The following is a 13,611-nucleotide window of genomic DNA, read 5'->3' on the forward strand; positions in this document are numbered from 1 at the left end:
CGCGGCCGGTGATCTGCGCCAGGCGCTCACCCTGGCGCCCGGCCATCCGCAGGCCGCCGGGGCGCTGGTGCTGCTGGGCGAGCACGAGGCCCACCAGCACGCCGCCGAGGGCCGCCACCGCGAGGCGTACCGGGCCTACCGCGAACTGCTGCTCAAGGACCCGGCCCACCCCCGGCTGCTGCACGCGCTCGGCCTGGCCGGCTACCGGTTCGCGGCGGCCGCCGAGGCGCCGGACGAGCAGGTCTGGGCCTGGACGGTCGGCTGCCTGGTCGCCGCCCTGCACCGCGAGGAGCTGTGGGCGGAGACCGCCCGGATCACCGGCCGCCCGGCCGAGCCGCAGCGGACGGCCGCCGCCCGCGCCGCGCTCTCCGAGCGCCTCCGCGAGGACCTGCGCGCCCTCGACCGGGCCGCGGGCCGCAGCGGCGACGAGGTCACCGCCTGGACGCTGCGCCTGGGCATGGAGGCCCACGCCGCGGACGCCTTCGCCCAGGAGGACGTCCGGATCACCCTGCCCGGCTGCCCCGCGCGGCGCCTGGTCGTCGGCCCCGTGCTGGACGGGCTGCTGCGCGCGGAGCCCGAAACCGCCGCCTGGGCCGAGGCCTTCGAGGAGGCCGTACGGACGTGGCGTCGCCCCACGGGCCCCGACGCGTCCGCGCCCGTGCCCGCGCTCACCCGGGCCCTGGCCCTGTTCGGCGCGCTCGGCCCGCAGCAGTACCTGCACCTCCAGGGCCGTCAGGCCGCCGCCGTCGCCGCGCTGGACACGGTGGCCGAGGGCGACCGCGACGCGGCCTGGGAGGCGCTGCTCCGCGCTGCGCTCGTCAGCCAGGCCCGCGAGCACCACCGCAACCAGGACTGGCGCGAGGCGCTGGAGTGCCTCACCCGGGCCAGGACAGTACCCGGCCTCGTGCTGCCGGCCGACACGGCCCGGATCGCCGCCGAGTCCGGCGTACGGGCCGCCCGCGCCCTGCTGAAGAGCACCGTGGACGACCAGGCGGGCGCCGCCGAACTGCTGGAGAAGGCGTACGCGCTGGCGCCGGACGACCCCGAGGTGCGCGGCGACCTCGGCGCGACCTACGCCCAGTGGGCCCGCAAGATCAACAACGAGGAGAAGGACTATCCCCGCGCCCTCGAACTCCTCGCCAAGAGCCTCGAACTCGCCCCCGGCGACCCGACCGCCAAGCACTTCCTGCAGGCCGCCCTCGGCAACCGGGCCGGCCAGCTCAGCCGCGTCGACGCCTCCGACGAGGAGCTGACCGAGGCCGTCGGACTGTGGAAGCAGCTGATCGACCTCAGCGACGACCCGGAGCACCGGCACGGCATGGCCTTCGTGCTGCGCCAGCTCGCCCGCTCCGCCGCCTTCGCCGACGACCGGGCCCGCGCCACCGGCAACATGATCCAGGCGCTGCTCTGGGACCCGGACTGGGAGGGCGACGCCGGGAGGGAGGCCGACCGCCGGATCTCGGTCATGCTCGCCAACCACGTCATCGACAACATGCGGGACGAACCGTTCGCGGCCCAGGCCGACATGCTCAAGAAGGCCATGTCCTACGACGACTCGACCGACATCCGCCGGCTGATGGTCAGCGTCTGGCGCGGCGAGGCGATCACCCACTTCGAGGCCCGCCGCTACGCCGTCGCGGTCGGCCTGCTGGAGGAGGCGCTCGCCCTGGCCGCCAGCCCGGCGGACAACACCAAGCTGCACGGCGAACTCGCCGTGGTCTACAGCTCCTGGGCCGTCGCCCAGGCCAACGCCCGCGACTACCACCTGGCTCAGGCGGCGATCGAAAGGGCTGTCTCGCACAACCCGCGCGACCGCGAACTGCGCGCCCTGCAGCAGCGCATCGCGAAGCTCAACTGAACGCAACCGCGCGACGATCGGTGCCGTCGCACCCGGCAGAACGAAGCGCGCACCCGAATCCCGAGCCGTGAGGAGAGAGACCGCCCGCCATGCCACTGCACGAACCGTCGCCGTACGAGGTCCTGGGCATCCCGCTCACGGCCGGGGTGCGCGAGATCAACCTCTCCGTCGGGAAGGCGCTGAAGGCGGGCCGGTACAGCCGCCAGCAGATCCAGGACGCGGCCGCGCTGCTGCGCAACCCGGACCGGCGCCTGGAGGTGGACCTCCAGCAGCCGCTGCCGCCCGAACCGGTCGACCAGGCCGCCGACCTGCTGGCCCCCGCGCTCGCCGAACCGCTCCTGGTGATCGACCGCCCCGGGCTGCCCCCGGCCCCGGCACTGCTCGCGCTGCACCGGGCCGAGGCGGCCGCCGACTTCGCCGAGCCCGCCCCCGGCGGCGCCGACCCCGAACCCCCCGTCCCCGCCCGCTACGCGGCCGACCTGTCCGTGCTGCCGCAGATCGAGGTACCGGAATGACCGACGCACCGACCGCATCCGTACTCGACGGCCACCGGCCGCTGGAGGTCCCGCCGGGGGTCGAGTCCGTCGACCTGGAGGCCAAGTTCACCCAACTGCTCTTCCGGGCGTCGTTGTTGGGGAACAAACTGACCGAGCAGAAGCAGCAGGCCCGGGCCGCGCAGCGCGAACTGCTGGGCGTGCTGGTCGAGGTGGACGACGCGCTCGCCGCGCTCGGGCTGGACCGTGAGCTGGTCGCGCACGGTCGCGGCGCCGGGCTGGAGGCGACCCGTCGGCGGCTGCTCGGCCGGCTGGCCAAGGCAGGGGTGAAGCCGATGCGGCTGGAGGGGCTGGCGGCGGACCCGGCGCTGACCGAGATCGTCGGCACCGAGGTGCGGCCGGGGGTGGCGCCGGAAACGGTGGTGCAGACGGTGGTGACCGGGTTCTTCTGGGAGCAGGAGGTGCTGCGCCGGGCCCAGGTGGTGGTCGCCGCACCGGAGTCGGCGCTGCGGTCGGCCGAGGACCCCAGGGTCGAGCTGATCGAGCCGCAGCAGCCCGAGCAGGCGGAGAAGCCCCAGCGGCCCGAGCAGACGGAGAAGCCCGAGCAGGCGGAGAAGCCCAAGCAGGCGGAGCACCTCGAGGAGCCGGAGAAGCCCGGGGAACCGGAGGCCGCCGAGCCCGGGCCCGCACCCGCCGAGCCCGCAGCCGCCGAGGCCCCGGCCAGGCCGGTCCCGCCGAGGGCCCGTCGCCAGGCCAAGGCGCCGGGCCGGCCGGCCAAGCGGGCCAAGCGCAAGAAGTAGCCAGGACGTAGCTGGACCACGAGGGGCAAGAGGGGAACGACATGTACCGCACACTCGGCATCGACCTGGGCACCACCAACTCGGTGGTGGCCCACCTCCGCCGGGGCGAGCCGGAGATCATCTTCAACCGGCAGAACCAGGAGGCCACGCCCTCCGTGGTCGGCAGCGGCCGCAAGGGCGAGCTGCTGGTGGGCTCGACCGCGCGCAGCCGGATCGCCATCGACGGCGCCAACGTGATCCGCTCGGTCAAGCGCTTCATGGGCCGCAAGTTCAAGGACCCGCAGGTGCAGGCGGCCCTCAAGGAGGTCGACTACAAGGTCACCGCGGGCACCGACGGCGACGTCAACGTCTGGTTCAACGGCCGCTCCTACACCCCGATCGAGATCTCCGCGATCATCCTGCACCGGCTCAAGCAGGACGCCGAGCAGCGTCTCGGCGAGCCCTTCCACCGGGCCGTCATCACCGTCCCCGCCTACTTCGGCGAGCGGCAGGTCGCCGCGACCCAGGAGGCGGGCCGGATGGCCGGCCTGCACGTGCTGCGGATCATCAACGAGCCGACCGCCGCCGCGCTCGCCTACGGGCTCGCCAGCGAGGCCGGTGACGAGGGCCGCACCGTCCTGGTGTACGACCTGGGCGGCGGCACCTTCGACATCTCGATCCTGCTGCTGGTGCCCGGTTCGGTCTCGGTGCTCGGCATCGAGGGCGACAACCTGCTCGGCGGCGACGACTTCGACCGCGCGATCACCACCGCGCTGCTGGAGGACATCCGCGAGGAGTACGGCTCCGACTACCAGCCCGACCTGCGCGACCGCCCGAAGATCGCCTCCACCGCCGAGACGGTCAAGATCGAGCTCTCCAACCAGCAGTCCTCCGAGGTGATCCTGCCCGGCCTGGGCGCCGGACAGCTGGTGCTGGAGACGGAGTTCGAGCGGGCCCGCTTCGAGGAGCTGATCGAGGCCCAGATCGAGCGGACCATCGAGCTGACCCACAAGGCCATCATGCAGGCGAACCTGACCGTCGGGGACATCGACGAGGTGGTGCTGGTCGGCGGCTCGACCTCGATCCCGCTGGTCGAGCGGCGGCTCGGCGAGGTGTTCGGCACCCGCCGGATCAAACGCGGCGTCAACCCGATGCAGTGCGTGGCGCTCGGCGCGGCCGTGCAGTCCGCGCTGGTCGGCGAGGTGGAGTGCCCCGAGTGCCGTGCCCCCGGGGACCTCTCGGCCTCCAACTGCGCCAACTGCGCGACCTCCCTGCTCGGCGGCGAGCGCGTCTCCTGCCCGACCTGCCACGTCCCGGTGGACGCCGAGGCCTCCGAATGCCCCAAGTGCGGCCAGGACATGGCCGGTTCGGCCACGGTCGGAACGGGCGCGACCGTCCCGGAGCAGTCCCGGTCCACCGCCGTGGTGCGCGGCGACAACTGCCCGCGCTGCGGCACCCCGGCCGCCCCGGGCGTCACCGCCTGCGAACTGTGCGGCGAAGCGCTCAACTCGGCCGCCCCCGGCCACACCAAGGTGGCGACCACCGCCGCCGAGGACGTCGGCCTGCGCTGCGCCTCGTGCAGCAGGGTCAACCCGCCGGGCAGTGAAGTCTGCTCGGGCTGCGGGGAGTTGATGCAGGTCACCAACCCCTTCGACATCACCCCGAAGAACCTCGGCATCGAGCTCAACGACGGCCGGCTGGCCGTCATCATCCCCAAGAACACCAGTTACCCGACCAGTTCGCCGGTCAGCCGGGAGTTCGTGGTCTCCGGCAGCGGTCGTCAGCGGCTGGAGATCGCGGTGTACGAGGGCGAGCACGAGATCGCCCAGCAGAACGAGCTGATCGGTCACCTCACCCTGCGCCTGCCGGAGGGCCTCGGCGGCCGCACCCCGGTCGAGGTCTCCTTCGGCCTCGACCGCGACCGCACCATCACCCTGTCGGTGCGGATCCAGGGCGGCGCCGAGAAGACCGTCAAGCTGGAGCGGGTCACCCTCGACCCGGAGCTGAAGGTGCAGGTCGAGGAGCAGCAGCGGCAGATCGAGACCTTCACCGACCGCTGGGGCGGGGAGCTCACCGAGGCCGAGATGCGCGAGGCCCAGCGGCTGATGGACGCCCTGGACGACCTGGCGGCCGGGCAGACCCGCGGTCAGTCGGTGGACGAGGCGCTGGAGCGGGCGCAGCGCCAGCTCAAGGCCCAGCGCTGGGTGCGCGGCTCGGAGGCGTACCTGAGCCTGTTCATCCACTACTGCGAGAAGCACCTGGACCCGAGCGACCTGGACCGGCTGCGCTCGGTGGCCGCCGAGCTGCGGCTGCGCCGGGAGGCGGCCGACTGGGAGGGCGCGATGCGCGCGGCCCAGAAGGCGGACGAGCTGTGCGACTCGCTCGGCCACACCTTCCGGATGCTCACCATGTGCAACGTCTACGTGAGCCAGAACATGATCTCCCCGGCCCTGGCGCAGCGGATCATGGCGGAGCTGCGCGGGCTGGACGACGCGGTGGAGGCGCCCAACATGGAGGCGGTCAACACCCACATGTCGAACCTGCTGGCCCTGTACGCGCAGGCGCAGCGCGAGTTGGGCAGCGAGCCGGCCGCCGAGTCGCTGGGCCCGGTCCGTCCGGAGGAGGCCGGTCCGCGATGAGTGCCGCGACGTCTGTGGAGGTGCTGTGTCCGCTCTGCAGGGTGCCGGCGGACCGGGAGTCGCTGGGCTGCCCGTCCTGCCGGGAGGACCTCGGCGTGCTGTTCCGGCTGCGTTACTCCGCTCGGATCGACTACAACCGCGCGCTGGAGGCGCTGGCGGCGGGTGACGGGGCGCTGGCGCTCGGCCTGCTGCACCGCGCGGTGGCGGCGGAACCGGGGCTGGAACCGGCCCGGGAGCTGCTGGAATCACTGAGCGTGTCCGGGCCCGCGGGGTCGGCGTCGGGATCCGCGCCGATGGCGTCGGAGCGCGACACGCCCTCTGAATGACCAATTCGGACGCTCGCGGCCTGCTGTCGCGTTCGATCGGTGCGAGTGTGATCGTCACACGGACGTTTGCCACCCTCACAAGGAGTCACGCAATGCGTATTCGCACCACCCTCGCCGCCGCCGCGCTCGCCGCGGTGGCCGTCCTGGCCGGTGCCGGCACCGCCGCCGCGGGCGACGCGACCGCCAACGGTGTCGCCGCCAACTCGCCCGGTGTGCTCTCCGGCAACCAGATCCAGTTCCCGATCAACTTCGAGGCCAATTTCTGCGGCAACACGATCAACCTGCCCGGGTTCCTCAACTCGACGGCGGGCAACGTCTGCATCAACGGCTGACCCGTGCGCCGGGGCCGCCCGTCGGATCCGACGGGCGGCCCCGGCGCCGTGTCGGTACCCCCGTTCGGGGGTGGCGGCGCGGGCCCGGGACCGCGACCATGGTGGCCGTCCCGCACCGCCGCACCGCCGCACCCAGGAGCCAGCCCGTGCCGACCACTCCGACCCCGCGCAGCTACGCCTCCGGCACCTCGGACGTCCCGCTGCTCGGCGACACCATCGGGGAGAACCTGGACCGCGCGGTGCGCGCCTTCCCCGACCGTGACGCCCTGGTCGACCGCGCCACCGCCCGCCGCTGGACGTACGCCGAACTCGCCGCCGACGTCGACGCGCTGGCCCTCGGCCTGCTGGAACTCGGGATCGCCAAGGGCGACCGGGTCGGCATCTGGGCCCCCAACTGCGCCGAATGGACGCTCACCCAGTACGCCACCGCCAAGCTCGGCGCGATCCTGGTCACCGTCAACCCGGCCTACCGGGCGCACGAGCTGGAGTACGTGCTGAACCAGGCCGGGATCCGGCTGCTGGTCGCCGCGGAGAGCTTCAAGACCTCCGACTACGCCGGGATGATCGAGGAAGTCCGGCCGCGCTGTGCCGGGTTGGAGCGCGTCGTGCTGCTCGGCGGCCCCGCCTGGGACGGCCTGCTGGCGGCCGGACGCAAGGCCGGTCCCGCCCTGCTCGCCGACTTCGCCGAACGCCAGGGCGAGTTGGCGCCGGACGACCCGATCAACATCCAGTACACCTCGGGCACCACCGGCTTCCCCAAGGGTGCCACCCTGTCGCACCACAACATCCTCAACAACGGTTACTTCGTCGGAGAGTTGCTCAACTACACCGAGCAGGACCGGATCTGCGTCCCGGTGCCCTTCTACCACTGCTTCGGCATGGTGATGGGCAACCTCGCCGCCACCTCGCACGGCGCCTGCACGGTCATCCCGGCCCCCTCCTTCGAACCGGGTGCCACCCTGGCCGCCGTCGCCGCCGAGCGCTGCACCTCGCTGTACGGCGTGCCGACCATGTTCATCGCCGAACTCGCCGACCCGGACTTCGCCCGCTACGACCTCGGCAGCCTGCGCACCGGCATCATGGCCGGCTCGCCCTGCCCGGCCGAGGTGATGAAGCAGGTCATCGAGCGGATGGGCATGGCGGAGGTGTCGATCTGCTACGGGATGACCGAGACCTCGCCGGTCTCCACCCAGACCCGCACCGACGACCCGGTCGAGCGCCGGGTCTCCACGGTCGGCCGGGTCGGCCCGCACCTGGAGGTCAAGGTCGTCGACCCGGCCACCGGCCGCACCGTCCCGCGCGGCGAGCCCGGCGAGCTGTGCACCCGCGGCTACTCCGTGATGCTCGGCTACTGGGACGAGCCCGAGCGCACCGCCGAGGCCGTCGACGCGGCCCGCTGGATGCACACCGGGGACCTCGCGGTGATGGACGGGGACGGCTACCTCGCGATCACCGGCCGGATCAAGGACATGGTGATCCGCGGCGGCGAGAACCTCTACCCGCGTGAGATCGAGGAGTTCCTCTACACCCACCCGGACGTCCTGGACGTCCAGGTGATCGGCGTCCCCGACCCGAAGTACGGGGAGGAGCTGATGGCCTGGATCCGGATGCGCGAGGGCGCCGAGCCGCTCACCGCCGAGGCCGTGCGCGCCTACTGCGAGGGCCGGCTCGCGCACTTCAAGGTGCCGCGCTACGTGCACGTGGTCGAGGAGTTCCCGATGACGGTCACCGGCAAGATCCGCAAGGTCGAGATGCGGGAGATGGCCGTCCGGATCCTCGGCCTCTGACCTGCCCGAACGCCGAACGGCCCGCCCCGTGGGAGGGGCGGGCCGTTCGGCGCTGCGCGGTCAGTACCGCGCGCCCCAGACCTGGTCGGTGGAGACGATCTCGCGGCCGAGCGGCATCAGCGAGACCGGGATCATCTTGAGGTTGGCCCAGCCGAACGGGATGCCGATGATCGACAGGAACAGCGGGATGCTGGTGATCAGGTGCCCGAGTGCCAGCCACCACCCGGCGAAGACGAACCAGATCACGTTCCCGACGCAGGACGCCGCCCCGGCGTCGCGGCGCTCGACGGTGGTCCGCCCGAACGGCCACAGTATGAACCCGGCGATCCGGAACGAGGCGATGCCGAAGGGGAGCGTGTCCCGGCGCTCCGCATGACGCAGCTTCACCCTTGCGCTTCCGGTTGACGCTGCCGTAGGCCTGACCAGCACCAACACCGGGTGGCCGACGAGGACCATTCCTCGTCGGCCACCCGGTGTTCCTCGCCGGAACGGTCGAAGCCCCGTCCTGCGGGAGTCGTGTCAGTTTCCCCCTCGGGGCGACTGACCGGTCACGGGGTTCGTTCGGCCTGGAGGGTCCAGCGGCTGTTGTCGAAGAGGCCGGGGCAGTCCCAGATGTCGAGCCGGGTGCCCTGTTCGGTGTGCGAGTTGTTCAGCTCGATGCAGCGGCCGGTGTTGGGGTCGCCTCCGGTGATGGTGGTCTGGTTGATGATGCGGCCGTCCGCTTGAACGGACCACTTCTGGGTGGGCCTGCCGTCGCAGTTGGCGAGGGCGAGCTGGGTTCCGTTGGTGTTGGCGTTGCCGACCGTGGAGACGCAGTAGGAGCCGGCCCGGATGGTGCCATCCGTGCTGAGGTTGAACCGCTGGCTCACGGTGTTCCAGCAGCTGCCGATGGCCAGCGGAGCGCCGTCCCGAGAACCTCCCCAGGCGTCCATGCATTGCCAGGAGACCAGGTTCGGGTGCAGGGAGACACTGGCATCTGAGTAGCCGAGGAACTGCCAGTCGCTGAAGCCGTCGACCTTGTTCGTCGTGTTGGTGCTGCTCTTGCCTGGGAAGACGGTGATGGCGTTGCCGGTGTTGATGGCCCAGAGGTCGGGGGAGCCGTCGTTGTTGAGGTCGGCGGCGCCGACCAGCGGCTGGGCTGTGCTGGTCCAGTTGGCGCCGGTCAGGATCGGTGTGCCGGCGTCGGGTTTGGTGAGGGCGGAGTAGTCGACGGTGCCGTCGGCGTTCCAGCTGAGGGCGTAGGCGTAGATGTTTCCGTTGACCCGGTTGCGCGCCCAGAGCGTCGCCTGGTTCTTGGCTGCTTTGGTGACGGGATTGGTCGTGGGTCCGTTGGCCGCACCCGGGTTGATGAGTTCGAGGTCGGTCCAGCTGCCTGAGGCGGTGGGGATGAGTGTTGCGCTGCCGAAGGCGTTGCCGGCGGGGTTGAAGATGTAGAGCTTGTTGTTCTCCAGGGTCATGACGGAGGTCTGCGTGGTGAAGACGGTCTTCGTCGGGTCGCCTGCCTTGGGTCCGACGGCTTCGCCCTTGGGGGTGCCGAAGGCGATCGCCTGGGAGACGTTGCTCCAGTCCTGGGCGTTGTAGTCGGTGCCGCAGGGTGCGTCGGTGCCGTAGGTCGTGCAAGCGGGCCGGTCAGGCGTCAGAGGGGGGAAGGTGTCGAAGTGCCCGGTGCCGTCGTTGGTCACCACGAACAGCGTGCGCTTCAGCGCGGGCACGGTGTCCTTGTTGTAGTGGACGACGAGTTGGTCGACCGGCTGGCCGACCGTGAGGGCGCCGTGGTGGCTGATCTGGAAGTCTGCCCAGGTGGTGCCGTACTCGCGGTTGCCGGGCGCGGCTGAGGCAGGGGCAGCCAGCGAGCTCGTGGGGTCGGTGTTGCCGCCGATGATCCGCAGGTCGCCGTTCTTGTCGGCGAGGAGGATGTCCGGCTGCTGGTCGTTGGTGACGTCTCCGAACAGTGGCTGTGTGCCGGGCTTCCAGGGAACGTAGAAGTTGTAGATGGCCGGCTGGCTGTAGTTGCCGGCGTTGTCCATGGCCCAGGCGTAGAGGGTGTTGGTGCCCCACCGGCGCGGCTGGTAGGTGTACGGCGTGCCCGGTGCCTGTGTGCCGTCCTGGCCGCACTTCCAGCCGACGACCGGAGTCGGGTCGGTGCTCACCCGCACACACGCGACGCCGGAGGCCTGCAGGCCCGAACCCGGGGACGGGTCGTCGGCGTTGATGGTGAAGGTGCCCTGGTCGTTCATGTACTTGGCCGGGCTGGGGTTGGGGGTCCCCGAGGGCGGGAAGTCGGTGGAGCTGATGCTGACGCGGGGGTTGGTCTTGTCGACGCGGAAGTAGCACCACCCAGTCATGGGTGAGGTGAGGGTGTTGTCGGTGGCGCGGGCGGTCCAGCCGTACTGGTGGCCGTCCGACAGCGATCCCACACTCTTGGACGGGCCCGGATCGTTGTAACTTCCGCCCCAGTCTCCCGGGACCGCGCTGAAGTTGGGGTCGTTGTCGTCCCACATGTGATAGCCGGTGTAGAGCGGCTGCCCGGCCGGTGACCAGCTGTTGGCGGTGAGGTAGATCTCCTGGTTGTTGCCGACCCAGCCGGGGTTGTCCCAGGGGTTGGCGCCGCCGCTGGTGCACGCGGCTGTGCTGTTGTTGCCCGCGAATCCCGGGGTGGGCGTGGTGCGAGCCCACCAGACGGTCGGCGTGATGTCGTAGGTGGTGGTGATGTACGGGTTGTTGGCAATCTGGTGCCGGAACGACTTATCGAATTCATTGCCCTGCGGGGCGATGGCGGCGGTCCACCACGGCCACTGGCCGGCAATCGCCTGCTTCATGATGTCGGTCACGTCGATGGCCAGCGGGCCGGTGCCTGTGATCCATTGCCCGTTGACCGACGGACAATTCTCCATGACGATGCTGCGGTTGGTGCCGCAGGGCTGGTCGTTCCAGCTGGTGTGCTCGTAGATGGGCTTGGGAGCTGAGTACACCACCAGCGGCGTGTTCGTTCCCGGGCTGGACGCGCCGGTGACCTGGGCGTTGAGGGTGGAGTTGAAGATGGTCGGCGGGCTTTCGGCACCGCTGGGCTTGGTGTAGAGGGCCGGGTTGATGCCGAACTGGAAGTAGGCGCGCTGGCGGCCCTCACTGCCGCAGTCCAGGTTCGGGTCGCTGCTGTGGAAGCCGCAGTAGCCGGTAGCCAGGTTGCTCTTCTTGTTGAAGTTCTCCGCCGACTTGTAGTTCTCCTGGACCTCCGCCGAGCCCTGGGTCGAGCTGGTGGCGGCGACGAGGGACGGGTCGAGGTACCACGGGCCGGTTCCGGAGCCGAGGGCCTGGGGATCGGGCGTCAGCTCGATCGCTGCTTCCGTGATGTTGCTGCCGATCCTGGCGACGTTTGCGCCGTCCCCGGGTGCCTCAGCTGTTGACGGGGTCCCAGCCGCGGCCGGCGAGGGAGTTGTGTCGGAGGACGGTGCCGCGGCGGAGAAGGACGCCAACTTGACCCCGGCGGTGGCGCCGGCCGGAGCCGCTGAGGAGTTGGAGGAGTCCCACTGCAGTGGGGCCGGGGACCGGAATCGCAGGCTGCCCTTGTCGTCCTTGACGTTGATACTGCCGTTGGCGTCGGAAGAGACCGTCAGTCCTTGGGCGGTGATCGGAAAGCGCAGCGTCTTCAGCGCCGGGTTGGCCGCTGCTTTCGCCGTCCGTACGACGATCACGTCTCGCCAGCCACCGACTGGCAGGGCGGTGACCTGGAGGTCGACGTCGGGCAGTACGTTCGAGTACGTGGCCGTATCGCCGTTCAAAGCCGGCTTTGGCAGCGAGAACGGGGAACCGACGGACAGTTGCTTGCCGTCGGTGGTCTTGAGGGTGGCCATCGGGCCGCTCCCCCCGCCGGACAGAGCGAGTGCCGTGGTCACGACGGCGGGACTGACGGTGCCATCGGGGTTCTGGCGGAGCGTGGGGTCAAGATCGGCCCAGCCGCTGTCCCGCTTCACTCGGACGGGCTGGGCGTTGGCTGTGGTCGTCAGCGTGCCGTCGGGGTTGGCGATGGTCTTGGACGCCACGTCAGTCAGAGCGTCGATGACGACAGGCTTGCCGGTGGACTTCGCCTTGGCGATCGCGTCCAGCATGGCCTGCTGCAGGGGCGTGTGGGCCGGGGTGGGTGTGGAAGGAACCAGTGGCGCAACTCCGCCGGCTGGCCCGTGGGCGGGTGCGGCCGGGGTATCGGCCGCCACTGCTGAAGGCGCGGCGAGCAGGCCAAGGCTTACCAGGCAGCCCGCTGCGAGCGCGGTCATGCGGGTGGCGCGCTTGCGTATCGATGGTGGCGGCGGAGTGTGCGCAATTGTCCGTGGCGTGGTGGACATGCCTCTTCTGTGAATCCCTCCCGGTAGGCAGACACCGTCGTGCGTCTGCGTTCGGATGGGAACGATGTGGCCTGAGCTGTCGGTCCGTCAAACCCGTTACCGCCTTGCGTGGACATGTCCGTATACGCGCGAGATGCCAACGTCAAGACTTAATAAACATCTCACGCGCGGCGATCGAACACTCTGGCGATGTGTCCGAGCCTTCACTTATCGTCACATCAACCATGGCATAGCCATGCTCATTTGACTTTCCGTCGATAGTTACCCGAGGAGACGTGACGATGGCTTGGCCTGCCCGCAAACGGGCTGGGAGACCAGCAGGAGGCCGGTGGCGGTCGCCTGCTGTGGCGGCGTTGGTCGCCTTGACAATGACCGGGGTGAGCGTGCCGTCGGCGATGGCGGTGACCTTCCCCACGCAGAAGGGGAAGGTCTGGACGCCTCCGAACACGCCGCTTGGTGACGGGACCGTCTCGGTCGAGGGGCGCGACGCCCAGCCGGCGCCTCCCCCGGCGGCCAAGGCTCCTGCCTGGACGCCTGAACCGACGGCGCCATTGACGACGGGCACAGCGACGGTGACGGTCGGGGCCGACAGCGCCGAAGCCGAGGCCGCGCGCAAGGCGACCGGCGGAGCATCACCGGCCTCCGGCGGCGCAACCGGCACCAAGGCCGGAGCACTCGCCGTCCGCGTCGCACCCGGCCCCGGCAAGACAGAAAGCGCGCACACGGTCACGGTTCAGGTGACCGGGCAGGACAAGGGCAAGGCCGCCGGAGTCAACGGCCCGCTCATCGCCCTGACTGATGCTGAGGCGCCCGCCAGCAGTGGTGGACGCGCGGCGAGCGTCACCCTGGACTTGAAGGCGCTGCAGGCGACCGGATGGTCCGACCGGGCCTCCCTTGTCGCTCTGCCGCCTTGTGCACTGACCACCCCGGACCTGCCGGAGTGCCGTACCCAGACCCCCGTGACGGCGAAAGCCGATGGGCAAGGTGAGATCACAGCGGATGTCACCCTGCCGCCCGCGGCAACTCCCCGGCAGGGGCAGACGGGTGCCGTGAAGG

9 protein-coding genes are annotated in these 13,611 nt (G+C 70.7%); 7 read left to right on the forward strand and 2 right to left on the reverse strand.

The features are described from left to right. From HS99_RS45485 to HS99_RS35490, 7 genes are all read left to right on the forward strand, one after another. Positions 1 to 1,858, forward strand: a 1,858-nt coding sequence (locus HS99_RS45485) for a hypothetical protein (RefSeq protein ID WP_211295907.1), incomplete at its 5' end; no start/stop codon positions are given. Between the two features lie 89 nt (positions 1,859 to 1,947). Continuing rightward, positions 1,948 to 2,373, forward strand: a complete 426-nt coding sequence (locus HS99_RS35465; RefSeq protein ID WP_030290853.1) for a hypothetical protein — start codon at positions 1,948 to 1,950, stop codon at positions 2,371 to 2,373. After that, on the forward strand, positions 2,370 to 3,152 hold the full coding sequence (locus HS99_RS35470) for a nucleotide exchange factor GrpE (RefSeq protein WP_030555491.1): 783 nt from the start codon (positions 2,370 to 2,372) through the stop codon (positions 3,150 to 3,152). Before HS99_RS35465 ends, HS99_RS35470 begins: the two co-directional genes overlap by 4 nt. Before the next feature lie 41 nt (positions 3,153 to 3,193). Further along, positions 3,194 to 5,770: an Hsp70 family protein gene (locus HS99_RS35475; RefSeq protein WP_050366904.1), complete on the forward strand. Its 2,577-nt coding sequence runs from the start codon at positions 3,194 to 3,196 to the stop codon at positions 5,768 to 5,770. Continuing rightward, positions 5,767 to 6,096 carry a hypothetical protein gene (locus HS99_RS35480; protein ID WP_141763875.1) on the forward strand — a complete coding sequence of 110 codons (330 nt, stop codon included), beginning with the start codon at positions 5,767 to 5,769 and terminating at the stop codon, positions 6,094 to 6,096. Before HS99_RS35475 ends, HS99_RS35480 begins: the two co-directional genes overlap by 4 nt. A 92-nt stretch (positions 6,097 to 6,188) precedes the next feature. Next, positions 6,189 to 6,428: a chaplin gene (locus HS99_RS35485; RefSeq protein ID WP_030555494.1), complete on the forward strand. Its 240-nt coding sequence runs from the start codon at positions 6,189 to 6,191 to the stop codon at positions 6,426 to 6,428. Between the two features lie 98 nt (positions 6,429 to 6,526). Continuing rightward, the gene (locus tag HS99_RS35490; protein ID WP_078938678.1) at positions 6,527 to 8,215 is read left to right on the forward strand and encodes an AMP-binding protein; all 1,689 of its coding nucleotides are present in this window, start codon (positions 6,527 to 6,529) and stop codon (positions 8,213 to 8,215) included. Between the two features lie 60 nt (positions 8,216 to 8,275). On the opposite strand, the gene HS99_RS35495 is transcribed toward HS99_RS35490, so the two are convergent. Next, positions 8,276 to 8,602 carry a YccF domain-containing protein gene (locus HS99_RS35495; RefSeq protein ID WP_046386556.1) on the reverse strand — a complete coding sequence of 109 codons (327 nt, stop codon included), beginning with the start codon at positions 8,600 to 8,602 and terminating at the stop codon, positions 8,276 to 8,278. Between the two features lie 161 nt (positions 8,603 to 8,763). Further along, positions 8,764 to 12,321 carry a ricin-type beta-trefoil lectin domain protein gene (locus tag HS99_RS35500; protein ID WP_050366905.1) on the reverse strand — a complete coding sequence of 1,186 codons (3,558 nt, stop codon included), beginning with the start codon at positions 12,319 to 12,321 and terminating at the stop codon, positions 8,764 to 8,766. Positions 12,322 to 13,611 lie beyond the last annotated feature (1,290 nt).

This window comes from Kitasatospora aureofaciens, assembly GCF_001188955.3.
GTDB classification, from domain to species: Bacteria; Actinomycetota; Actinomycetes; order Streptomycetales; family Streptomycetaceae; genus Kitasatospora; species Kitasatospora aureofaciens.